The organism is Ardenticatena maritima (genome assembly GCF_001306175.1).
Classification (GTDB): Bacteria; Chloroflexota; Anaerolineae; order Ardenticatenales; family Ardenticatenaceae; genus Ardenticatena; species Ardenticatena maritima.
Window position 1 is genome coordinate 833,200 of the sequence record NZ_LGKN01000003.1, and the last position, 23,535, is coordinate 856,734.

23 protein-coding genes are annotated in these 23,535 nt (G+C 59.0%); 17 read left to right on the forward strand and 6 right to left on the reverse strand.

The genetic code is table 11. The annotated features are described in order from the left end of the window. Nucleotides 1-23 precede the first annotated feature (23 nt). The 11 genes from SE16_RS03635 to SE16_RS03685 all read left to right on the forward strand — a co-directional run bounded on the left by SE16_RS03635 (nucleotide 24) and on the right by SE16_RS03685 (nucleotide 11,085). A complete protein-coding gene (locus SE16_RS03635) occupies nucleotides 24-815 on the forward strand; it encodes a phosphoadenylyl-sulfate reductase (RefSeq protein WP_054492473.1) in 792 nt (263 codons plus the stop codon). Further along, nucleotides 802-1,281 (forward strand): hypothetical protein, encoded by a 480-nt coding sequence (locus SE16_RS03640; RefSeq protein WP_054492472.1) that lies wholly within the window; start codon nucleotides 802-804, stop codon nucleotides 1,279-1,281. The genes SE16_RS03635 and SE16_RS03640 overlap by 14 nt, the downstream gene beginning before the upstream one ends. 225 nt (nucleotides 1,282-1,506) lie before the next feature. Beyond that, nucleotides 1,507-3,555 carry a Sec-dependent nitrous-oxide reductase gene (gene nosZ, locus SE16_RS03645; RefSeq protein WP_082374133.1) on the forward strand — a complete coding sequence of 683 codons (2,049 nt, stop codon included), beginning with the start codon at nucleotides 1,507-1,509 and terminating at the stop codon, nucleotides 3,553-3,555. A 122-nt stretch (nucleotides 3,556-3,677) separates the two neighbouring features. Beyond that, nucleotides 3,678-4,358 (forward strand): hypothetical protein, encoded by a 681-nt coding sequence (locus SE16_RS03650; protein WP_054492471.1) that lies wholly within the window; start codon nucleotides 3,678-3,680, stop codon nucleotides 4,356-4,358. A 14-nt stretch (nucleotides 4,359-4,372) separates the two neighbouring features. Further along, a complete protein-coding gene (locus tag SE16_RS03655; protein WP_054492470.1) occupies nucleotides 4,373-5,803 on the forward strand; it encodes a nitrous oxide reductase family maturation protein NosD in 1,431 nt (476 codons plus the stop codon). 13 nt (nucleotides 5,804-5,816) lie between these two features. Continuing rightward, entirely contained in the window at nucleotides 5,817-6,692 is an 876-nt protein-coding gene (locus SE16_RS03660) for an ABC transporter ATP-binding protein (RefSeq protein WP_054492469.1), read from the forward strand. A 12-nt stretch (nucleotides 6,693-6,704) separates the two neighbouring features. Continuing rightward, the gene (locus tag SE16_RS03665) at nucleotides 6,705-7,538 is read left to right on the forward strand and encodes an ABC transporter permease (protein WP_054492468.1); all 834 of its coding nucleotides are present in this window, start codon (nucleotides 6,705-6,707) and stop codon (nucleotides 7,536-7,538) included. Nucleotides 7,539-7,546: 8 nt separating this feature from the next. Next, nucleotides 7,547-8,041 carry a nitrous oxide reductase accessory protein NosL gene (locus tag SE16_RS03670; RefSeq protein ID WP_054492467.1) on the forward strand — a complete coding sequence of 165 codons (495 nt, stop codon included), beginning with the start codon at nucleotides 7,547-7,549 and terminating at the stop codon, nucleotides 8,039-8,041. A 136-nt stretch (nucleotides 8,042-8,177) separates the two neighbouring features. Then, nucleotides 8,178-9,437 (forward strand): hypothetical protein, encoded by a 1,260-nt coding sequence (locus SE16_RS03675; protein WP_060687228.1) that lies wholly within the window; start codon nucleotides 8,178-8,180, stop codon nucleotides 9,435-9,437. 74 nt (nucleotides 9,438-9,511) lie between these two features. Next, nucleotides 9,512-10,153 (forward strand): histidine phosphatase family protein, encoded by a 642-nt coding sequence (locus SE16_RS03680; protein ID WP_054493323.1) that lies wholly within the window; start codon nucleotides 9,512-9,514, stop codon nucleotides 10,151-10,153. Then, nucleotides 10,150-11,085 carry a histone deacetylase family protein gene (locus tag SE16_RS03685; protein ID WP_054493322.1) on the forward strand — a complete coding sequence of 312 codons (936 nt, stop codon included), beginning with the start codon at nucleotides 10,150-10,152 and terminating at the stop codon, nucleotides 11,083-11,085. Before SE16_RS03680 ends, SE16_RS03685 begins: the two co-directional genes overlap by 4 nt. Before the next feature lie 131 nt (nucleotides 11,086-11,216). On the opposite strand, the gene SE16_RS03690 is transcribed toward SE16_RS03685, so the two are convergent. Beyond that, on the reverse strand, nucleotides 11,217-11,921 hold the full coding sequence (locus SE16_RS03690; protein ID WP_054493321.1) for a hypothetical protein: 705 nt from the start codon (nucleotides 11,919-11,921) through the stop codon (nucleotides 11,217-11,219). 24 nt (nucleotides 11,922-11,945) lie between these two features. Continuing rightward, entirely contained in the window at nucleotides 11,946-12,434 is a 489-nt protein-coding gene (folK, locus tag SE16_RS03695; protein WP_054493320.1) for a 2-amino-4-hydroxy-6-hydroxymethyldihydropteridine diphosphokinase, read from the reverse strand. 155 nt (nucleotides 12,435-12,589) lie between these two features. Here folK and coaBC point away from each other — a divergent pair, with 155 nt between their 5' ends. After that, the gene (gene coaBC, locus SE16_RS03700; RefSeq protein WP_060687230.1) at nucleotides 12,590-13,804 is read left to right on the forward strand and encodes a bifunctional phosphopantothenoylcysteine decarboxylase/phosphopantothenate--cysteine ligase CoaBC; all 1,215 of its coding nucleotides are present in this window, start codon (nucleotides 12,590-12,592) and stop codon (nucleotides 13,802-13,804) included. A 14-nt stretch (nucleotides 13,805-13,818) separates the two neighbouring features. Next, nucleotides 13,819-14,784 carry an ROK family protein gene (locus SE16_RS03705; RefSeq protein ID WP_054493232.1) on the forward strand — a complete coding sequence of 322 codons (966 nt, stop codon included), beginning with the start codon at nucleotides 13,819-13,821 and terminating at the stop codon, nucleotides 14,782-14,784. A 91-nt stretch (nucleotides 14,785-14,875) separates the two neighbouring features. Here SE16_RS03705 and SE16_RS03710 read toward each other — a convergent pair whose 3' ends face one another. The 4 genes from SE16_RS03710 to SE16_RS03725 all read right to left on the reverse strand — a co-directional run bounded on the left by SE16_RS03710 (nucleotide 14,876) and on the right by SE16_RS03725 (nucleotide 17,307). After that, a complete protein-coding gene (locus SE16_RS03710; RefSeq protein WP_054493231.1) occupies nucleotides 14,876-15,928 on the reverse strand; it encodes a hypothetical protein in 1,053 nt (350 codons plus the stop codon). Nucleotides 15,929-15,995: 67 nt separating this feature from the next. Further along, nucleotides 15,996-16,286, reverse strand: coding sequence for a DUF167 domain-containing protein (locus tag SE16_RS03715; protein ID WP_200907304.1), 291 nt, complete (start codon nucleotides 16,284-16,286; stop codon nucleotides 15,996-15,998). Nucleotides 16,287-16,288: 2 nt separating this feature from the next. Further along, nucleotides 16,289-16,558, reverse strand: a complete 270-nt coding sequence (locus tag SE16_RS03720) for a YggT family protein (protein ID WP_054493229.1) — start codon at nucleotides 16,556-16,558, stop codon at nucleotides 16,289-16,291. Continuing rightward, a complete protein-coding gene (locus SE16_RS03725; protein WP_054493228.1) occupies nucleotides 16,555-17,307 on the reverse strand; it encodes a YggS family pyridoxal phosphate-dependent enzyme in 753 nt (250 codons plus the stop codon). Before SE16_RS03725 ends, SE16_RS03720 begins: the two co-directional genes overlap by 4 nt. Nucleotides 17,308-17,529: 222 nt before the next feature. Here SE16_RS03725 and alaS point away from each other — a divergent pair, with 222 nt between their 5' ends. Genes alaS through ruvX form a run of 4 tightly spaced genes read left to right on the forward strand, consistent with a single transcriptional unit; the run spans nucleotide 17,530 to nucleotide 23,535 of the window. Further along, on the forward strand, nucleotides 17,530-20,193 hold the full coding sequence (gene alaS, locus SE16_RS03730) for an alanine--tRNA ligase (protein ID WP_054493227.1): 2,664 nt from the start codon (nucleotides 17,530-17,532) through the stop codon (nucleotides 20,191-20,193). Beyond that, nucleotides 20,186-21,454, forward strand: coding sequence for a hypothetical protein (locus SE16_RS03735; protein WP_054493226.1), 1,269 nt, complete (start codon nucleotides 20,186-20,188; stop codon nucleotides 21,452-21,454). The genes alaS and SE16_RS03735 overlap by 8 nt, the downstream gene beginning before the upstream one ends. 39 nt (nucleotides 21,455-21,493) lie before the next feature. Beyond that, nucleotides 21,494-23,080: a baseplate J/gp47 family protein gene (locus tag SE16_RS03740; protein ID WP_060687232.1), complete on the forward strand. Its 1,587-nt coding sequence runs from the start codon at nucleotides 21,494-21,496 to the stop codon at nucleotides 23,078-23,080. Continuing rightward, nucleotides 23,077-23,535: a Holliday junction resolvase RuvX gene (ruvX, locus tag SE16_RS03745; protein WP_054493224.1), complete on the forward strand. Its 459-nt coding sequence runs from the start codon at nucleotides 23,077-23,079 to the stop codon at nucleotides 23,533-23,535. The genes SE16_RS03740 and ruvX overlap by 4 nt, the downstream gene beginning before the upstream one ends.

Sequence of the window (23,535 nt, forward strand, 5' to 3'; positions counted from 1 at the left end):
AACCAACCGTGAGGAGGAGTCAGATGCCGCAAATCACTTTCGACGACCTGGAATTGGGCGAAATCGCCATCGAACTTGACGACCAGGAGCCGCAAGACGTTATCCGCTGGGGGCTGGAAACGTTTGGCGACCGCGTCGCCATCGTCACCTCTTTCCAGATTGATGGGATGGCGGTACTCGACATGGCATACCGCATTCGCCCCAATGTGCGCGTCATCACCGTGGATACGGGGCGCCTGCCGCAAGAAACATACGCCTTCATCGAAGAAGTACGCGAACGCTACCCGGAAGCGCGCTTTGAAACCTTCTTCCCGGACGCCGCCGAAGTTGAACGGTATGTCAATGCGTTTGGCTTCAACGGGTTTTACAAAAGCGTGGAACTGCGCTTGCTCTGCTGCCATATCCGCAAAGTGCAGCCCTTGTTGCGAGCGCTCGCCGACGTGGACGCGTGGTTTACCGGGCTGCGTCGCGATCAATGGGCGTCGCGGGCGGCGATCCGCAAAGTTGAACTCGACCACGACCACAACGCCATCGTCAAAATCAACCCGCTTGCCGACTGGACGGAAGAGGAAGTGTGGGAATATGTGCGCGCCAACAACGTGCCCTACAACCCGCTGTACGATCAAGGGTACACAAGCATCGGCTGCGCCCCCTGCACGCGCCCCATTCAGCCGGGCGAAGACAACCGCGCCGGGCGGTGGTGGTGGGAAACAAACGCGCCCAAAGAGTGCGGTATCCACTGCCCCATCGAGACTGGCGGATTTGAACATGAAGTGCATGCGATTTTAGGAGCGAACGGCAATGGCCACCACTGAGACATCCACACCAGACCTGTTTATCGAAGCCGACGCGCGCGATCTTGTTTTGCGCGAAGTGGCGGCGTACTTTCCAAGCGTGCCGCCTGAACGGCGCAGCGTACTCGACCGCTTAGGGCAACATGTCGAAACGGGGCATGTGCCCCCTGAACTCCAGGGCTTGTTGGGTGAAATTCTGGGGGCGTCGCTCATGTCCGGACGCTCACGTCGGCTCTATACAGCCGAGGGCGAGCGGCTCTTCACCGAGATTTTTCGACAAACCCCGCAGGGGCGTGAAACAAGTTCGCAACTTGCATCCATCAATCGGGCGTTGAAAACACTTTCGGGACAAACAATCACCTCGGTGCGCGTGAACATGCGCACATTGGGGCATTTTACCATTACCATTGGCACCCCCGTCGCTACCATCACCCTCGCGGTGCGACCAAACGGGGTGGAACTCGAAAGCCTCAACGTGGGCGGTTAGGCGCAACCGCGCTGTTTCATATCCTTCTCCTCCTTGTACTGGGCAGCCATCACATCGGTGGCTGCCTTCTCTTTTTCCGCATGACATTCTTCATACCTGTTTGATGACATTCATCAGCCCCCCAATTTGCGCTAGCGCAAACTGCTTGTGCCGTCAAGCGGATACAGTAGATAGGTGAGGCATGTCCTCAGCAACCCAATTTACACACACCAAGGAGTGGAAGGTATGACTGTCCAAGATTCTCGCCAGAAGTACACACCGTACCTTGTCGCTGCGTTGGTGGTGGTTGCGGTGCTGGCGGTTGTCTTCCTTATCATCCGCAATCCGGCGGAAGAAACAACCGCTGAACCGACCACCGAAGCGCAAACGGGGCAAGTCGCCCTCAGTGGTGACGCCCAGGCGATTGCCGAAGCGAGAGGGCTTTCGCCTGACGATGTCGTCGCCGCATTGAAAACCTACGTCCCCAGTGGTCAACCCGACGAATACGTCATCTTCTCCTCGGGCGGGCACTCCGGGCAGGTGCTCGTGATTGGCGTGCCCTCCATGCGCCTCCTCAAAGTGATTGGCGTCTTCACACCCGAACCGTGGCAAGGGTGGGGGTATGGCGCCGAATCCACAATGAAAGTGCTCGAAGAGGGGCGCGTCAATGGGCGTGATGTGCTGTGGGCTGATACCCACCACCCCGCTTTGAGCGAAACCAATGGTGACTACGACGGCGATTGGCTGTTCATCAACGATAAAGCCAATGCGCGCGTGGCTGTGATTGACCTGCGCGACTTTGAAACCAAGCAGATTGTCAAGAACCCCATCGCGCTGAACGACCACGGCGGCACCATGGTAACCCCCAACACGGATTGGGTCATCGAAGGTGGGCAATACGCCGCACCGTTGGGGTGGAAATACGCCAGCCTCGACCAGTATGCTGAAGAATACCGCGGCATGGTGACCTTCTGGAAGTTCGACCGCGAAAGCGGGCGCATCCTCCCAGAAGAATCCTTCGCGCTTGAACTGCCGCCCTACTGGCAAGACCTGTGCGACGCCGGCAAGAAAGTCAGCGATGGGTGGGTCTTCTGCAACTCGTTCAACACCGAAATGGCCACCGGTGGTGTGGAAGAAGGCAACCCGCCGTTTGAAGCCGGCGCATCGCAACGCGACATGGACTACCTGCACATCATCAACCTGAACAAAGCCGCTGAACTGGTAGCAGCCGGCAAATACGAAGAAGTCAACGGCTTCAAGGTCTTGCCGCTGGATGTGTTGACCGCCGAAAAGGTGCTCTTCTTTGCGCCTGAACCCAAGAGCCCGCACGGCGTTGATGTGGCGCCCAACGGTGATTATCTCGTCGTCTCTGGGAAACTTGACCCGCATGTGACGGTCTATTCCTTCGAGAAAATCATGCAGGCGATTGAAGCCGGCCCGACGGAAACAGACGAGTACGGCGTGCCGATTCTCAACTTCGATGATGTGGTGGAAGCGCAAGTGGAAGTCGGTTTGGGTCCGCTGCACACGCAATTTGACAACCAGGGCTACGCCTACACCAGCCTCTTCCTGGATAGCGCTGTTGCCCGCTGGACGTTGGGCGGCGACTACGCCGAAAAGAACCCCGATGAACCGTGGACGCTTGTCAGCAAGATTCCGGTGAACTACAACATCGGGCACCTGGTTGCCGCCGAAGGCGACACGGTGGACCCGGACGGCAAATACCTCGTGGCGCTCAATAAGTGGGCGATTGACCGCTTTGTAAACGTCGGTCCGCTCCTGCCGCAAAACTTCCAGTTGATTGACATCTCGCAACCCGGCACGCAAATGCAACTGCTGTACGACATGCCCATCGGTCTTGGCGAACCGCACTACGCGCAAATGATCAAAGCCGACAAACTGCATGCGTGGGAAGTCTACCCCGAAGTTGGGTGGGATCCGCACACGCAATCGAAGTCGCCCTATGCGACCATGCCGGGTGAAGAACGCGTGGAACGCAATGGCAACACGGTTGAAATCTGGATGACCGCCGTGCGCAGCCACTTCACACCGGAGCACATCGAAATCAAGAAAGGCGACCACGTCATCTGGCACATCACCAACATCGAACGCGCCAAGGACGCCACGCACGGCTTCGCGCTGCCGGGGTACAACATCAACCTGAGTATCGAGCCGGGCGAAACTGTCACCTTTGAATTCGACGCCGTCGAAGATGGCGTGTTCAGTTACTACTGCACCGAGTTCTGCTCGGCGCTCCACCTGGAAATGACCGGCTACCTGTTGGTGCAGCCATAAGCGCACACAAACGGGGGCGGCAAGCCATGCCGCCCCCATCTCACGCTTGAGGTTTCGTGTGAAAAACATTTCACGCGAAATCTCAGGGGTGAGCCATACCCCTTGATGCTGAGGAGGCAACAATGACCGAAATCGAAAAACTGTTGGGACCGCGCCCACCACGTGAAGTATTGGAACAAGAGCGTTTGCGCTTTTTGCTCCCCACGGTTCTGCTGGGCTTGGCGGCGTTCGTCCTGATTGTTTCCATCTTTCAGCCATACTGGCGGCTGAAACTGTTTGCGCCGCAATATCCGCAGGGGCTTCAGGTATATGTGTACGTCAATCGGCTGGAAGGCGACGTGCAAGAAATTGACACACTCAACCACTACATTGGCATGCGCCCACTCGAAGAAGCCGCCTCGCTTGAACGATCTCTGAGCATTTTCATTGTGGGCGTCATCTCGCTCCTCGTGATTGCGGCGATTTATGTGCACAATCAATATGCGGCGTTGCTCTCACTTCCTGCCCTGCTGTTCCCCTTCATTTTTATAGCAGACATGTACTATTGGATGCGCAACTTTGGGCAGAACCTGGACCCACACGCCCCGCTGCGGAACGCCATCAAACCTTTTGTGCCGCCCATTTACGGTGAAGGCTATGTGGGGCAATTCAAAACCATCGCCACCTTTGAAAACGGCTTTTACCTGGCACTCCTGGCTTCCATCCTGATTCTAGCGGGGCTTTATTTCCATCGTGAAGCCTACAAACCGCTTGTTGAACAAATGCAACGCGCCAACCAGGTGCCGCAAAAAAACAATGCGTGAATGAGGTCAAGAACATGAAGCCTTTGCGCCTCGTCTTCTACACCATTTTTCTCATCGTGCTGGGTGGGCGCTTTTCACTCCCCCCCACCCTCGCTGACGACGCCACCATCATTGTAGGCGGCGAAGGCGGGGCATGGCACGATCTCCAAGCCGCACTCGATGCGGCTCCTGAGGGGGCGCTTGTTGAAGTGCATGGCGGCACCTATACAGGACACATTGAAATTAGCAAGCCGCTTACACTGCGCGGCGTCAATTGGCCGGTGATTGACGGCCTCAACCAGGGCAGCATCATCTCAATCAGCGCGCCCGATGTCACCATCAGCGGGTTTGTTATTCGCAACAGCGGCTCCTCGCTCGATGAAGAGAACGCCGGCATCGAATCGGAAGCCCCGCGCACCGTCATCGAAAACAACCGCTTTGAAAATATCCTGTTCGGCGTCTATTTGCGCGAAGCCCATAACAGCGTTATCCGCGCCAACACATTCGTTGGAAAAGAGGTTGATTTGCCACGCCGCGGCGACGCCATTCGTGTCTGGTCCAGCCACAACACCACCATCGAAGGCAACCGCGTCAGCCGCGGGCGCGATGTTGTGCTCTGGTATTCGGAGCATCTCCTGGTACGCGAAAACATTGTTGAAGATGGGCGATACGGCTTGCACTTTATGTACTGCGATGACGCCGACGTCAGCCGCAACATTTTGCGCCATAACTCTGTCGGCGCGTTCCTGATGTACAGTCGCCGCCTGCATCTGCATCACAACCGCATCGAAAGCAACCGGGGACCAAGCGGGTATGGCGTCGGGCTCAAAGATATGGATGACGCCATCATTGAAGAAAACATTTTTGCCGATAATCGCATTGGCGCGTTCTTGGACAATTCCCCGCGCGAAGTGGATAGCACAATGCGCTTTGCGCACAACGTGTTTGCGTACAACGATATTGGCGTGGCAATGCTCCCCTCGGTCAAGCGCAACGAGTTCTATGCCAATAGTTTTATCGAAAATGTACAGCAAGTGGCAATTGAGGGGGGAAGTGGCGGCGATTTGAGCGGTAATACCTGGCAAGGCAATTATTGGAGCGATTACGCCGGCTTTGATGCGAACAACGACGGCATTGGCGATGTGCCGTACCGGGCGCAACGGCTCTTTGAAAATCTAACGGAGCGCAAGCCCGAAACACGCATTCTGCTTTACAGCCCGGTGATGCAAGCCGTTGAGTTTGCCGCGCGCGTCGCTCCGCTTGTCCAGCCACAACCGAAATTTGAGGACACCCAACCACGTATGCAACCCTCTTTCCCGCAAGGTATCCCCGCATTGCCGCCGCCTTCGCCCATCCCCATGCTCCTTTTGGGGGTCAGTTTGCTGAGTATCGCCGGTGGTATCATGCTGGTAGCCATGCCACGCCGAAAACAAACACACCTGCATATCGCACAGGTGGGTGTATAGGAGCAAGACAACCATGATTCAAGTCCAGGATTTGACCAAACGCTTTGGCGCCCTCACAGCCGTTGACGCCGTTTCCTTCGAGGTTCACGAAGGTGAGTCCGTTGCCCTCTGGGGCGCGAACGGCGCAGGCAAAACCACCATTTTGCGCTGTTTGCTCGGGCTTTATCACTTTGAGGGCTTCATCGCCATCGGCGGCTATGACATTCGCACGCACGGGCGTCAGGCACGCCGCCTGCTGGGGTTTGTTCCGCAAGAATTATCGTTCCATGCCAACATGAGCGTTACCGACACGCTCATCTTTTACGCACGCCTGAAAAAAGCCTCGGTCATTCCCGACACCTTGCTCGACCGTCTTGCGCTACGTCCCCACCTTGAAAAGCGCGTGGGCGAGTTGTCCGGGGGGCTGAAGCAGCGTCTGGCGCTTGCTCTGGCGCTCGTCGGCGACCCCCCGTTGCTTTTGCTTGATGAACCCACTGCCAACCTGGACGTCCGCGCACGCGACGACTTCATGCACCTGCTCCACGAACTGAAAGCGGCGGGCAAAACACTCGTTTACACGTCCCACCGCCTTGAAGAAGTGGCAACGCTGGCCGACCGGGTGCTCCTGCTCGAAAGCGGCCGCCTGGTCGCCGATGCACCACCGCATCGGCTAGCCGCCGAAATTGGGCATGAACTGTTGCTCCGCGTGTACGTCGCACCGCATCATATTGAGCAGGCCATCCAGGTTTTGCACGCCAAAGGCTTTACGGCGTCCATGAACAGCCACGGCATCAAAATCTTTGTGCCGGCTCTGCAAAAAGCCACTGTACTCGAAACCTTGCTCCATGCCAATATCGACGTGCGCGACTTTTCTTTGGAATGGGCATTCCACAACGAGCAGCATGATTGAAGGAGACCATCCATGTTCGACGGAGAAAGTTTCGGGTTGATCGCCCAAAAAGAGATTCGCGACGCCCTGCAAAACCGCTGGTTCATTCTGTTTGCCGCCATGTTCACCCTGCTCACCGTCGGGTTCGCCTGGATTGGGGTTGTAGGCGCGCGCGGGCAAGGGCTGGCGGGTTTCGGGCGCACCACCGCCACCCTCATCAATCTGGTGCTGCTGATTGTCCCGCTCATGGCGCTGACGCTGGGCGCGATGAGCCTGACCAGCGAACGTGAACAAGGCGCCCTCGCCTACCTCATGGCGTACCCCATCGGGCATGGCGAAGTCCTGTTCGGGAAGTTTGTCGGGCTGAGCCTGGCGCTCTGCGCCACCTTGTCGCTTGGGTTTGGCATCGGTGCGCTGATTTTGGTCTGGGGCGGCAATAGCCACAATGTGCGCGCCTATGCCGTGATGGTCTTCCTGGCGATGCTTCTGGCGATTGGCATGGCTGCCGTCGGCTTGCTGATTTCAGTCCTGAGCCGCCGCGTCGCGACCGCCGTCGGGGTTGCCATGTTCATCTGGCTCTTGCTGGTGTTCGTCGGCGACTTGGGCGTGCTGGGGACAGCATTCATCCGCACGCTTCCGCTGAGCACGCTGTTCACGCTCATCATTGCCAACCCGTTGCAGGTCTTCAAGTTGAGCGCCATCATGGCTGTACAAACCAACCTCGACGTGCTGGGACCCGCGGGCTTGTATGCAATGCGCACCTACGGCGACCGCCTGACATGGCTGCTCGCAAGCATCCTCATCGCCTGGACCATCATCCCGCTGACGCTTTCGTACACCATGTTCAAACAACGCGACATCATTTAGGAGGCACTATGCGCTTCTTGTGGAGCGTTTGGCTCATTCTGCTGACACTCACAGCGTGTGGCGGCGGGGTTGCCGCCGACCAACCGCCCGATATCCGCTACGGCGAAGACCCGTGCGATGAATGCCACATGCTCATTCAAGAGAAACGTTTTGCCGCCGCCTACATCACCGAAGACGGGCAATCCTACCGTTTCGACGATATTGGCGACATGCTTCTGCACATGCAGAAACATTCGCCGCAGATTGCCAGCGCGTGGGTACACGACTACGACACCGAAGAATGGCTGCGTGCCGAAGAAGCCTTCTACGTCCACGCTTCTTCCCTGCATACGCCTATGGGCTATGGGCTGGCGGCGTTCGCTACACGTGAACGCGCGGAAGCCTTTGCCAACGAACACGGGGGCATGGTGATGACCTTTGACGCCTTACGCGCCAAAGACGCCGACACCCTGCGCCGCGCCTCCGCTCCCGACGAAACAACTGAGCACAACCACGACCACTAACAAAACGGCTTCCCTCCTCCTTCAAAGCGGCCTTCCACCAGTATGGAAGGTCGCTTGTTGTTGTTCCCTTGCTCACATACGCGCTCTGACTACACTTGCCACCCGCATTCACCCAGAAAGAAGGAGTTGAACGTTTATGTACCGTCTCTGGACAACCATTTTTCTGCTCGCCATCATCACACTAACCGCGTGCAGCACGCCGCCAGAAACGCTCAATACCCCCACCCCCGCACCAAGCCAGACACCGGCCACCAGCCAACTTCCCGACCACATTCCGGGAACGTGGGTCTCGCCAAGCGAAAAAACGTTTGCCTTGGAGATTGCCCCTGACGGCACCGTCTCCATGCACGCCGACGAGACCACCATTGACATGCAATTGGTCTCGAACGATGACGCCGGCATTTTCGCGCTGGACGACGGGTTCAGCGACCCCTACTTTGCCACGTTCGAGAACAACCGCATGTACGTGTACCGCACCCCCGACACCCAGCGCCAACCCGCCTTTGTGCTGGCAAAAACCGACGCCCAGCAACGCATCCTGCCCCCAGAAGGCGACCCCGCCCCCCTGCCCAACGACCTCATTGGGACGTGGGGAATGCCCGGCGCGCGCGCCGTCTGGCAAATGCGCATCCACCCGGACGGCTACGCCACCTTTGGGGGCGAGGCGGGCGTGTTCACCGGCACGTTGAGCGCCAACACGCAAGCCATGCTCTTCCTGGACGACGGCTCAAACGCGCCTGTACCGGTCGAACGCAAGGGGAACCTGCTTCTCTTTGCGTCCCCGCTCGGTGATGAGAACACGCTTGGTTTTGTGCTTCAAAAGGTGGATGAAAACGGCACACCGCTCCCCTGGCAGCATGAAAGTGTTGTGCCGCTTCCACTTTTTGAACCAACACTCGCCGAGACGGTCATCATCACCCACACATGGAGCGGGCAAGCCGAGGAATCACCAATCCAGGGCGTCTTTGCACTCAGCATCACCCAAACAGGCGCAACAGGCACCGCCACATACAGCGTTGGCACAGGCGCAAACGCCATGACCCAAACAGTCCCCATCACCATCCCCGCCCCCGCCCTGAACAACCTGCTCAACGCCGCCGCCTACGCTCCCTTGCTTGACGAACCCTATCGCGCCGTCCTGCTTGCAAGCGACAACTACCCCTTCTACGGCGTCGAAATCAAAACCACCGACCGCACCGTGCGCTACGGCGCCTTGTCCCAACTCCCCATCCCGCTCCCGTGGCGCGTGACGCTCGACAACACCTCAACCGTGTACGTCACCTACACCACCGAGATGGGGCGTGCACTGTACGCCCTCGATGCCTATTTGCGGCGCGATATTCAGCAACAAATGGTGCCCTGGTATCGCCCCTGGCGCATCGCCGACGACAACTAGCACGCGAACTTGCCGCTCGCGCAACTCTTGGCATACTTGCCGCTTGTCATTCAGTCGTGAGAGGAGTTTTTTCAATGTACATGTATCTTGTACGCCACGGTCAAAGTTATGTAAATCTGAAAGAATGGGAACATGGCAACAGCGATGAGCCGTTGACCGAGTTGGGACGTCGGCAAGCCGAAGCGCTTGCCCGCTGGCTTCCCACGCAAGCGCCCCATATTGACGCGCTCTACGCCAGCACCATGAAACGCGCCCGCGAAACCGCCGAACCACTCGCACGCGCCTACGGTCTGCCCATCCGCTTCGACGACCGCCTGCGCGAAATTGGCAACAACCGGCTCGACCACACACCTTGGCCGGAACACGCCTTGCCCCGCGAGTATGCCGACTTTTGGTCGAGTGCGCGCCCCTTTTCGCCCACGATGAAAGCCACCGCCGACGCTGAATCGTACATGCATTTTCGCACCCGCGTGGGCATGTTCATCGAAGAAGCCGTCGAACGGCACGCCGGCGAAACAATCGTCATTGTCGCGCATGGCGGCGTTTTTGACGCCGTATTCGACCACGTGTTCAACATTGGTCCCTGGCGGCATTGCGAAGTGTGGGTGCACAATACCGCCGTCAGCAAATTCGAGCATGTGGACCACCCCTATCGCGAACGCTGGCGGCTTCACTTCCACAACAGCATCGAGCATTTGCGCGGTTTGGACGAATGAACCAGAGACGCCCGCCCATCGCCTATTACAGCGATACCTTCGTCTTGCCCTTGCCCGAAGGGCACCGCTTCCCCATGCAAAAATACCGCCTCTTGCGCGAACGGGTTATCGCCGACGGCATCATCCCGCCCGACAGACTTGCCGTCCCCCCGGCGGCGACCGATGAGATGCTGATGCGCGCCCACACCGCCGACTATGTGCACCGTGTGCAGCATGGCACGCTCAGCCGTCAAGAAATTCGCCGCATCGGTTTTCCGTGGTCGCCGCAAATGGTCGAACGCTCGCGCCGCTCAGTCGGCGCGACTGTCGCCGCGGCGCATGTGGCACTGCACTATGGCGTGGGCATCAACCTGGCGGGGGGCACGCATCACGCCACCGCGGATGAGGGGCAAGGGTTCTGCGTCTTCAACGACGTAGCGGTTGCCGCGCGCGCGTTGCAGGCGGAAGGGGTGGTACAGCGCGTGCTGGTGGTGGATTGCGACGTGCATCAGGGGAATGGCACCGCCGCCATTTTCGCCGACGATCCCACGGTGTACACGTTCTCCATCCACGGCGCCAAAAACTTCCCCTTTCGCAAAATCAATGGTGATTTGGACATCGCACTTGACGACAACACAGAAGATGACGCCTACCTTGAAGCCCTTGAACGTGGCTTGACACGCGCTTTTGAGGAAGCAAACGCGGAAATCGTCTTCTACGTGAGCGGCGCCGACCCTTTTGTGGGCGACCGCTTGGGGCGCTTGGCGCTCAGCAAACAGGGGCTTGCCCAGCGCGACCGCATGGTGTTTTCGTTTTGTCGCCGCGCGGGCTTGCCCGTTGTCGTCGTCATGGCGGGGGGCTACGCCGTTCCGATTGAAGAGACCGTGGATATTCACGTGCAGACGATTCGGCTGGCGCTGGAATACCTCTCCTTTGAGCGCCAGCCGCACTAAACCAGGTGCTCCATCTCACAGATTATGCGTCCTCGCCATCCAATTTTTCTTCTAGATCTCTTCTCTTTCTTCTCCCAATTGGCCGCTTAGCGATATGATACGGAGCAGCGAACTGGAACGGCTCTACTCATTTACTCATTGAGCCACCTGACCCACGCTTGGGCGCTTTCAGTTTTATCGCTGATTGCTCCTTGTTCCTCATCAAAAAAGACTGAGTCTCTGTCAATTGCAGGATAGCCCAGATTTGACCATGTGGTCATAAAATCTGAGAAGCCATACCCCACTATTGCTCGTCCACTCACAGAGTAGCCCCATTCGTGGTCTAAGTAGAGTATCTGGCATGGTTTTGTATCAAACCGCAATACCAGAAAATCAGCACCCCCGCCATAGAATGAATACAGAGGGAAGCAATATCGCAACACGCTTCTCGTCAACAGAATATCTTCGTGGTCATCAAATTCAGAGCGATAAATCCAATTGGCCGGACCGGTGAGAAATTCATCTTGAAACTCGCTATACACTTCCATGAGAGACTTTGTTTGAGAAACACCAATGAAGGGCGCTTCCCAATTGCCTCCATTCCAAGGAAATTTCCGATTCAAAAAGCAAGGCGTCTCATCCAGCGACCAAGCAAACCAAAAGCCACCAGCAAATTGTGTCACCATCTCTACAAAGTCTTCGGGAAGAGATACGCCAGTAAAGGAATGAAACGCCTCAACGTGCGCGAGGGGGATTGGAGAAAGGAGTTCCGGTTCCTCTACCTCACCTTCCTTTGCCAGAACCCGTTCTGAAATCCAATGCAGATTCGAGAGCCATGTATCCCAGGCTGCTTTCATGCCCAATTCCCCTATGCCTCCAACTTACAGCGGATGAACCTTGCTCGTATCAGGGCACGCCGCCAACAGTTCGGCGGCTGTTTTCCCCAGCACAGGATGCCGCCAGTCGGGCGCAATATCATTCAGCGGCACAAGCACGAAACGGCGTTCATGCAAGCGCGGATGAGGCACTTCAACAATGTGGTCTTTCTCAACACGTCCATCGTAATCCAGCAAATCAATGTCAATGATGCGTGGTCCCCAGCGCTCTTCCTCATCGTGGCGGCGCCCCATATCGTATTCAATCGCGCGGAAGAACCGTATCAGTGCACGCGGGCTCAATTCTGTTTGGGCGCGGCAGACCTGGTTGAGAAACCAGGGCTGGTTGATTTTCCCCCATGGTTCGCTCACATAAATGGGCGAGCAAACATCCAGCACCACCCATTGCCGGTGTTGCAACACTTCTTTGGCGCGTTGCAGGTTGTACAACAAATCTCCCTGGTTGCTCCCAAGTGAAATGTAAATTGTCGCCATACATTCATCCTCTTTGATTGACGCTTGACACACACGTGGTAGTATCTGCGAGAGTATCAGAAGAATGCTATGACGTCAACGCAACGGCGCACGTCTTTTCCCCCTTTTGTTGCCACAATGATGACCATCCAGCGTTGGAGAATTGGAGTGAGCACATGCCAAGGAACGTTTTTGCCGACAAACATATCGTGCTGGGCGTTACGGGTTCCATTGCAACCTACAAAGCCGTCGCGCTGGCGAGTGCACTGGTGCAAAGCGGGGCGCATGTTGACGTCATCATGACCGAATCGGCGACCAAAATGGTGCAACCGCTTTCATTCCAGGCGATAACGCACCGCCCCGTCCTGACCGACATGTTCTCGTTGATGGCGGAAACCGACATCGGGCATGTGACGTTGGGCAAAACCGCCGACGCGCTCTTGATTGCCCCCGCCACAGCCAATACAATTGCCAAACTCGCACTGGGGCTTGCCGACAATTTGCTGACCACCACCGCCTTGGCGGCAACGTGCCCCATCATTGTCGCGCCCGCCATGGAAACCAACATGTGGCGACACCCCGCCACACAAGCCAACATCGCCACCTTGCGCGAACGCGGCGTGCGCATCGTCGAACCCGAAGCGGGCTACCTCGCCTCAGGCGCTAGCGGCGTCGGACGCCTTGCCGCACCTGAGCGCATTCTCACCGCACTGCGGCGCACCCTCACCCCGCAAGATTGGGCGGGGCGGCGCGTCGTGGTCACAGCAGGGGGCACGCGCGAAGCCATTGACCCCGTGCGCTTCATTAGCAATCACTCATCGGGGGCGATGGGCTATGCGGTTGCCGAAGCCGCTCTCGACCGCGGCGCACACGTCACCCTGATTAGCACCGCGCGCCACATCCCCACCCCCGAAGGCGCAACCCTGATTCCGGTGGAAAGCGCGCGCGATATGCGCGAGGCTGTCCTGAACGCCATTCAAGACGCCGACGCCCTATTCATGGCCGCCGCCGTCGCCGATTACCGCCCCGCCGACGTTGCCGCGCAAAAAATCAAGAAGAGCGATGACGACCTGGTCTTGCGCCTGGTGCGCAACCCCGACATTCTCGCCGACGTGAAACAGGTACGCCCCGCCCGTCTCGTTGTAGTCGGCTGGGCGGCTGAAACAGACCACCTCATCGAAAACGCCCGCCAGAAACTGGAACGCAAAGGGCTCGACCTCATCATCGCCAATCCCGTGCCACAATCGTTTGGAGATGGGCGCGTACAGGCGACCCTCATTTCACGCCACGGCGAACCGCGCCCACTTGAACCGATGCCCAAAGATGCCCTCGCGCATCTCATTCTGGACGCCGTACACACGCTTGTACAACAACGCAACCAAACTGGATGAGAGGAGTTCTCACGATGGCACCAACACCTTCCCCACTCGCCGTCGCCGTAGACCTTGGCGGAACGCATTTGCGCGCCGCCCTCTTCACCGCCGAAGGAGCAATGCTTTCGCGCACACGTGTCCGTACCGAAGCCGAACGGGGACCCGACGCCGTCATCGAACGCATCGCCGACGTTGTGCGTGAAGTGATGGGCACAGCCCCCGGACAAGCAATCATGGGTGTCGGCGTCACCGCACCCGGTCCCGTGGATGAAAAGCGGGGCGTCGTCGCCAGCCCGCCCAATCTTCCCGGCTGGGCGGACGTTCCGCTGGCGGAACGTTTGCAGGCGTTGTTGGGTTTGCCCGTTTTTCTGGGGAATGACGCCAACCTTGCCGCGTTGGGCGAATACCGCTACGGCGCCGGCAAAGGACTGGACGACATCATTTACATCACGGTGAGCACCGGCATCGGCGGCGGCATCATCAGCAACGGCCGTCTGCTCACAGGGGCGCATGGCATGGCCGCCGAAATCGGGCATATGCCCATCGTCCCCGATGGTCCACTGTGCGGCTGTGGTCAGCGCGGCCACCTCGAAGCCCTTGCCAGTGGTCCGAACATCGCCCGCGAAGCCGAAGCCGCCTTGAAACGAGGCTGGCCAAGCCTACTCGCCAACCACGATGGTCCCCTGACCGCTGTTGAAGTGGTGCAGGCAGCGCAACAAGGGGACGCCACCGCGCGCCATGTGCTGGCACGCGCCGGCCACTACCTGGGCGTGGGCATTGCGCTGCTGGTGCATGTGTTCAACCCCCAACGCATTATCGTGGGCGGGGGCGTCAGCAACGCCGGCGATTTCCTGCTCGAACCAGCCCGGCAAAGCGCCCGCGACCACGTGATGAAGCCATACCGCGACACATTCGATATCGTGCCGGCGGCGCTGGGGGATGACGCCGGCTTGTACGGCGCGGGGGCGCTGGTTTTCGATACGTGCAGCGCTGGGTGAACGCTCACACCGGCGCAGTGCCCATGCAGCCATCAAAAAGCCCTGTCAGGACAACCTGACAGGGCTTTTGCCTGCTTCCCGAAGCGCTTTTTTATTCGTTCGGCAACGCGCCGTTTTCGGCAGGCTTTTCGCACACAACCGCCCTCGCGCCGCTGTCGGTATGAACGTACACCACATTGCCATCGCGGTCGCTAAACACAAAGCGATACCCCGGCGTCAACACCTGCGCGTACATCATATCCGGCTGTGGGCATCCCAAACTGCTATCCCGCCACGTGACGGCTTCCCACGATTCAAGCGTCAACGCATCCACGTTGAAGCCCTCACTTTGCAAAGCATTCAACGCCGTTTCAAAGGCGGGGCGCGCTTCTGCTGAAAGGTTCATGTTCCCCTCCACATCTGTTGTTGCAAACAACGTTGTCTCATAGAGCGGGGTCTGTGCCTCATCACACACAACCATGTGCCCATCTTGCCCCAAATGCACCTCATAGCGTGTCCCATCAGGCGCTTGCACCAGCAAACGCTCACCCGGCACAATCACCTCGGCGTATGCGTAGTCCGGGCGTGGGCACCCCAATGCTGTATTCGGCCATTCGACCTCTTCCTGTTCCAGCACCTGCAACTGCTCGCGTGATTCAAGCCCCAACCACTGCGCGACCACGTTCAAGGCAAATTCCGTCGTCGTCAGGTGGGACAACTCGGTGGTCGTATCCAATCCGCCGCGCGTGGCGTCGTCAGCGTTGGGTGAACAAAGCAGAGCCGTATCACCCGTAGCGTCCGTATGGACTTCGTACTCGGTTCCATCAGGCGCTTGAACGCGCACCAAATAGCCCGGTGTGATCACCTGCAAATACATTTCGCCGGGCTTCGGACATCCCAAAGAGGTATCCGGCCACTCGACTTCTTTGGTCGCAACAACCTGCAATTCAGCCGTACTGACGCCGCTCACACTCGCCACGGCTTCCAAAGCGGCTTGAATCACCAGGGCGGGCGGCTGTTCTTCCAGCCCCCGCTCCGGCGGCATTGGCGCAGGCGCTTCCGTCGTGGGCGATGAAACAGGTTCGGATGGTTCAGCCCCGCCACACGCTGCAAGCCCCATCAGCCATACCAGACAACTCGCCACAAGAAAACGTCGCTTCCACATGCGTCACCCTCCATATCGGTTGGTTGATTGGCACGCATACAACGCACCCGCGGCGGCAAATGTTCCCTCACGCCAGACAATTGCCCACATCTTGCAGGGTGACGCCCTCAATACGCACAATTTTGCGGCGTGCTGTGTCGCCTTGCACAATTTCGACGGCGCGCCGCGGTACACCAAACATCTCCGCCAGAAACGCACACAGCGCATCATTCGCGCGCCCATCCACGGGGGGCGCGTTCAAACGAATTTTGAGCGCATCGCCATGGACGCCGGCGACCTGTGTGCGCGCGGCGCGCGGTTGAACATGCACCGTCAACAACACACCGTCACCGTCCGAACGCGCAAACGGCAGGTCCATCATCAGTACCCCGCAAAGAGCGAGATGAGCAAGGTTTGCACCAACTGCAAGACCAAAATGGCCACAATCGGGCTAATGTCAATCATGCCCAGCGGTGGAATAATGCGCCGAAACGGCTCCAAAATGGGGTCTGTGAGCTGGTAGATGAGGCGCACAATCGGGTTGTATGGGTCAAGCCGTACCCCCAACGCGGGCAACCACGAAAGCAAAATTCGCAACAAAATCAGCAAGTAAATCAAGTTGAAGATGGTATCAATGAGTTGGACAATCATGCGTCAGCCTCTTTCTGTTTGGGTTCGTTGACAAGGCGAGGTCCAAAAATCGCGGTGCCAATGCGCACCACGGTTGCGCCTTCTTCAATAGCCACTTCATAATCGTTGCTCATGCCCATCGAAAGCACATCCCATCTGGCATGTGGAAAACGGCGCGCCAGGCGGTCGCGCAATTGGCGCGCCGCCCGAAACACAGGGCGCACCCGTTCGGCATCGGGAACATAGGGCGCCATGGTCATCAGCCCATGCACACGCAGCGCCGGCAACGCCAGAATCTGCGCCACGGCGTCTTCGAGGGCGAGCCTATCACTTTCGCGCACGGCGGGAAAACCGTACTTGCTGGCTTCGCCGCTCACGTTGACTTCCAGCAACACATCCACCCGCTCAACCCCGTACTGCTCCGCCATGCGCTGATAGCGCCGCGCCAGTTTGAGCGAATCGAGCGAATGGATGAGCACGAAACGCCCCACCACATCGCGCGCTTTGCGGCTTTGCACATGCCCAATCATATGCCAGCGCAGGTCGTCAAGGTCGGCAAGCGCCGCCTGTTTTTCCAGCGCTTCATGAACGCGGTTTTCCCCCACATTGCGCACGCCAAGTTCATACACCAGGCGAACAACCTCAGGCGGATGGGTTTTGGTGACCGCCACGAGCGTAATCTCCTCTGGCGCACGCCCGGCACGCACAGCCGCTTCCGCCATGCGGTTTTGCACCATTTGCAGGTTGTGAGCAATCGTTTGCGCATCCATAGGCACTTGCTCTCGTTTGTTGTGGGGCGTCGCCTTTACGATACCCCGTTTTTGACTGGCGTCAATAGCACACCAATGTGTGAAACACCCCCACTCACCGCATCCCTGACACCATTCATCCGCACTTCCCAAAAATACTTGCCTTCTCGGCACATTGCTTCTACAATCGTGCCGCTTTCCCAAAATTCCGGCATAAGAAGAAGAGAAAACGCAGGTGAGCCAATGAGCGTTCCAAAATCCAGCCACGAAATCCGACAATTGTTTCTCGATTATTTCAAGGAGCGTGGGCATGAAGTTGTGCCCAGTTCATCTTTGGTGCCGGCAAACGACCCCACGTTGCTGTTCACAAACGCAGGCATGAACCAATTCAAGGACGTTTTCCTGGGGCTGGAAAAGCGCCCCTACACCCGTGCCACATCCGCGCAAAAGTGCATGCGCGTTTCCGGCAAGCATAACGACCTGGAAAACGTGGGACCCTCGCCGCGCCACCACACATTTTTTGAAATGCTGGGCAATTTTAGTTTTGGCGACTACTTCAAAGAAGAAGCCATCGAATACGCCTGGGATTTCCTCACCAATGTGCTGCAACTCGACAAAAACCGTCTCTGGGTGACGATTTACCTGGACGACGACGAAGCCTTTGAATACTGGACCCGCCATGTGCCGCCGGAACGCATTTTGCGCTTCGGCAAAGAAGAAAACTTCTGGCAAATGGGCGACACCGGTCCATGCGGTCCCTGTTCCGAAATTCACTACTACTGGGGTCCCATCGAAGAGATGACGCCCGAAGGCGTCAACCGCGACGACCGCTACCTGGAACTCTGGAACCTGGTCTTCATGCAGTACGACCGCGCTTTGGACGGGACGCTCACGCCCCTTCCCAAACCGTCCATTGACACGGGCATGGGGCTGGAACGCATTACCTCGGTGGTGCAGGGCAAAACCAACAACTACGAAACCGACCTCTTCATGCCCATCATCACCCGCATTCAAACCCTGCTGGGGCATAGCGACGCTGAACGTGACGCGCACATTGTCGGCTACCGCGCCATTGCCGACCACATCCGCGCCACCACCTTCCTCATTGGCGACGGTGTGTTGCCCGGCAACAGTGGGCGCAACTATGTGCTGCGGCTCATCATGCGGCGCGCCATGCGCTACGGCAAGCAAATCGGCTTTGAAAAACCCTTCATGGCTGACCTTGCCGAGACCGTCATTCAGGAGTACGGCGGGCACTACACCGAACTCGCCGAAAAGCGCGATTTCATCCTGGAAGTGGTGGCGCAGGAAGAAGACCGCTTCCGCCAAACGCTCGACAACGGGCTGGCGCGCCTAGAAGCCCTGCTCGCCGACCTGGAAGCGCAAGGCACGCGCGTCATCCCCGGTGAGGAAGCCTTCCGTCTCTACGACACCTACGGCTTCCCCTACGACCTGACGCGCCAGATTGCCGAGGAACGCGGCTTCACCATTGACCGCGAAGGGTTTGACCGCGCCATGGCGGAACAGCGCGCCCGTGCCCGCGCCCATGAAACGTTCAACGTGGACGAACTTGTGGAACGCTACCGCACGGTAGACCTGCCCGCCACGCAATTTGTCGGCTACGATTACCAGCGCCTGACCAACGTCGAAACCACCATTCTCTACCTCGTCAAAGATGGTGAAGCGGTGCAATCGGCGGCTGAAGGCGACGAAGTGGAACTGGTGCTCAGCGAAACGCCCTTCTACGCCGAAGGGGGTGGGCAAGTCGCCGACACGGGCGTCATCGAAACCGACTACGGGCGCGTGCTGGTGCACGACGTGCGCCGCGCCCGCCCCAACCTCTGGGTGCATCTGGGCACTGTGGTCGCTGGCGCGATCAACGTGGGCGACCCCGCCTACGCAAGCATTGACGTGGATCGCCGCTGGGACATCATGCGCAACCACACCGCCACCCACTTGCTGCACCGCGCTTTGCGCAACGTGCTGGGTGAACACGCCGAACAGCGCGGCTCGCTTGTCGCGCCTGATTACCTGCGCTTTGACTTTGTGCACCTGCAACCCGTCACGCGCGAGGAACTGCAACGCATCGAGCAGGAAGTGCTCGCCAACATCATCGCCGATGAAGTGGTGGACTGGCATTACCTGCCACTGGAAGAAGCCCTCAACCAGGGCGCTATCGCCCTCTTCGGCGAAAAGTACGGCGAGACTGTGCGCATGGTCAGCATTGAAGACCCGCACACCCGCGCCTGGTATTCGCGCGAACTCTGCGGCGGGACGCATGTGGAACGCACGGGGCAAATTGGCCCGTTCGTCATCACGTCCGAAAGCAGCATCTCCGCCGGCGTGCGCCGCATTGTGGCGCTGACCGGGCGCAAAGCCGCCGCCTTCATCCGCGAGCGGCTCAACGCGTGGGATGACCTCGCCGCCGCACTCAACACGCCAAGCGAGCAACTTCCGCAACGTGTTGAAAAACTGCAAGCCCAACTGCGCGAGCAGGAAAAAACCATCGCCGACCTGCGCCGCAAACTCGCCGCCGCCCAAGTCAACGAACTGACGGCGCGCGTGGTGGATGTGGACGGGATTCCGGTGCTCGCCACTGAAGTGGACGCCCCCACAATCGAATACATGCGCGACCTCGCCGACCGCCTGCGCGAAAAACTGCCGTCGGCTGTCATCGTGCTGGGGGCTATCGTCAATGAAAAGCCGATGATTCTGACCACCATCAGCAAAGACCTGGTGGAACGTGAAAACCTGCACGCCGGCAACCTGGTGAAAGCACTCGGCGCTTACATCGGCGGTGGCGGCGGCGGTCGCCCCACCATGGCGCAAGCCGGTGGGCGCTTCACCGAAAAACTGAGCGAAGCCCTTGCCAACGTACCAGAAGAAATCCGCAAACACCGTGGCTGACCAACACCTGTTTCGGCTTCCCAAAGCCGCGCTTTTGCAAAGCACACCGCACAACCGCCGCGCGCTGCTCGACTTTGGGTCGAGCGGCGCGCGTGCTCTGTTGGTCTCGCTCACACCCGAAGGCGCATTGGTCTTGGGAAACGGGACGGCATCGGGAAACGCCGCACTTTTGGGCGAAACCCCAACCCTCTCGCCCAACCATCTCTCCTCACTGAGCGACCAGGCGCTCACCGACGCCGAACACCACGCGCACACCCTCACACAACAACCCGTCGTCGCCGACTATGGGCAAGCCGTCATCAGCGGCGCGTGGCTGAAAGGGTCGCTCTTTGTGCAAAAACAGACACGCGCCAAGCCGGCTGAATCGCTGGACATAGACGAACTGCGCCCTCTCATCGCGCGGCTCTCCGCCAAGGTTCACGCCTATGCACGCACCGAAAGCATGAAAACACAGGTGCGCCATACCATCTTCGACGCCGAACTTGTCGGGCTCTTGCTTGATTTGCTGCCGGTACAGCGTTGGGGTTCACGCGGGGGCACCACACTGGTGCTCGCGCTCAACGCCTGGTGTTGGCCTTCCACCGGGCTGGACGCCCTCGAAGAGATTTTTGCCCGCGTGGGGCTGGAACTGGAAGCGGTCAAAGCCGCGCCGCACGTTGTCGCCGCGCAACAACCCTACTCGGACGCTGTGCTCATTGACGTAGGCGTCCAGCATACCGACGTCGCTCTGGTGGAACAACGGCGCATTACCGCATTCGCATCCATGCCACACGGGCTGGCGCACATCGCCGCCGCACTTGATTGGCCACGCCCCTTACCCCCCCGCGCCGCCTGGGCGGCTTTCGAGCGCTACATGCGCGGTTTGGGGTCGCAAGAAGGGCGTGCGTTTCTCGAAAGCGCCTTGCCTCAGGCGCTCCAACACTGGCTGGAAACGCTTCAGAGCAACCTGCGCATCCTCGCCGGCAAAGAACCGCTCCCGTCGCGCGTGTGGGTCTATGGCGGGGGGGCGCGCTTGCCCGCCCTCTTGCACGCACTGCAAGCCTACGCCTGGCCGCACAGGCTTTTTGCGGGAACGCCCGTGTTCGACGTGCTCAAACCGGCGCGATTGCAACACCTGTACGACATGTACGGCTTGCTCACGGGTCCCGAATGGGTGAACATTGCCGCGCTTGCCGCTGAAATGGCGCGCGAACCTGAGACCGTCGAAGCCGATGTGTTGGAGATGTTTTGGCAAGAATCCAAGAGTCATCAAAATATGTAGGCTGATTCTTCAGACAACATTGGGTTTTCAGGAACGAATATGAGCACCGAACAGAGACCACCACAACCAGTTGCCAAAAGCACCAAAAGCGAGCAAGTCATCCACCTGCAAGGGGATGAAGATTTTCACGGCGTGCGCAGTCTGCTCACGCGCGTTCAGGCTGACCGTGTGATTCTGGATGTCCCACGCCAGCATCCGGCATTTCGCAACGAAGTCCGCCTGAAAGTGCTCGCCCGCCAAGCCTATGAAAACGGCTTTGAACTTGCTATCGCCACACGCGACCCCGATATTCGCGACCGCGCCAAAGCGATTCATCTGGCGGTGTTCCGCTCGGTGGAAGCCGCGCAAAAAGCGCACCGCTGGTCGCGCCCCACTTTCGAGACGCCCGCCAATGGGCATGAAACGCCACTGAGCACCGAATGGCTCACAGGACACCGTGCCCTGGAAGCCCGACGCGAGCAAATCGGCGCGCCCGCCAATTGGGCAGACCGCTTTGTTCTGATTGGTCTGGTGCTTGGCTTGCTGATTGTTCTGGCGGCGGGGGCGCTGTTGCTTGTGCCAAGCGCCCAAATTACGCTGGTGCCGGAGCAATCCCTGCTCACCATTCCTTTTGAAGCCACCGCCGACACCGACGCCGAAGGACCGGTGCGCAGTCAAATGGTCGTCCCCGCCGAGCGCTTTTCCATCATCGTGGAAGGCACGGGGCAAATGGCAACCACCGGCCGCCGCGACGTTCCCGACGCCAAAGCACGCGGCGAAGTCACGCTCGTGAACCTTCTGCCGCAAGATGTGACGGTTCCGCGCGGCACGATTGTGCGCACCAGCGCCGCCGTTCCTGTGCGCTTCCAAACGCTGGAAGATGTGGTTGTGCCCGCCAATGGGCAAATCACCGTCCCCATCGAGGCGCTTAACCCCGGCCTGACCGGCAATGTGGGGGCGCTGCTCATCAACCAGGTGGAAGGTCCGCTTGCCTCGGCATTGCGTGTTTTCAACACGAACCCCACCAGCGGGGGCACAGTCAAACAGGTCGCAACGGTGACGGTCGCCGACAAAGACCAATTGCGCGAACAAGTGGTGCAACGCCTCACACAAGAGGGGACGGCGGAAATCGCCAAGCAAATTCCCGAAGGCTACCTACTCATCCCCAACACGCTCACGTTCGACGCCGTGACCGAATCCTTCGACCATCTGGTGGATGAGCAAGCCGACACCCTCACGTTGCTCTACCGCCTGCGGGTGGAGGGCTTGATTGTGCGCCAGGAAGACGTGGAGTTTTTGGCGCGCCCCGTGCTGCGCGAAAACGTCCCCGCCGACCGCGAATTGCTGGCGGAAGGGTTCGCCGTGCGCATCGTGGACGGCGAGCGCCTGTCGAGCGACCAGGCGCGTTTCACCGCCGAAGTCGAAGGCTTTACCGCCGCCCGCATTGACGGCAACATGGTGCGCGATTTGGTGCGTGGTCTGCCCATTGAGGAAGCCGAAGTGGTTTTGAAGAACCGTCTTCCCCTCGCCGCCGACCCCGGCATCGAAATCAGCCCGGCGGGATGGGGGCGCATGCCCTACCTGCCTCTGCGCATCTACGTGCGCGTGGCGGCGCTTCCACCACAACAGCAAGGGGCTTCGCAATGACGTACGAGGTCGTCCTCGCGGTGGATTACGGCAAACGGCGCGTCGGCGTTGCCGCGGGCGTGGGCATGGCGCCCCGCCCCGTGGCTGTACTGCCGCACGGCTCGCTTGAATCGCTCATCGCGCGGCTGGTGGAACTCGCACGCGCCGAACAAGCCGCCAAAATCATCGTGGGGTTGCCGCTGAACACCGACGGCAGCGAGGGCGAGCAAGCCGCCCAATGCCGCGCCTTCGCCGAAGTCCTGGCGGCGCAAACTGATATTCCCGTCTATTTGTGGGATGAACGGTACACCAGCAAAGACGCCCAACAGCAGATGATTGCCGCCGGCACCACGCAAAAAGCCCGTCGCGAAAAACTGGATGCTGTTGCCGCTGCGGTAATGCTCGAACACTACTTCGAGCATCAGGGAGTAGGCGCTGAGCGCGTCATCCCCAAGTCCATTGAGTCGGAGCAATGA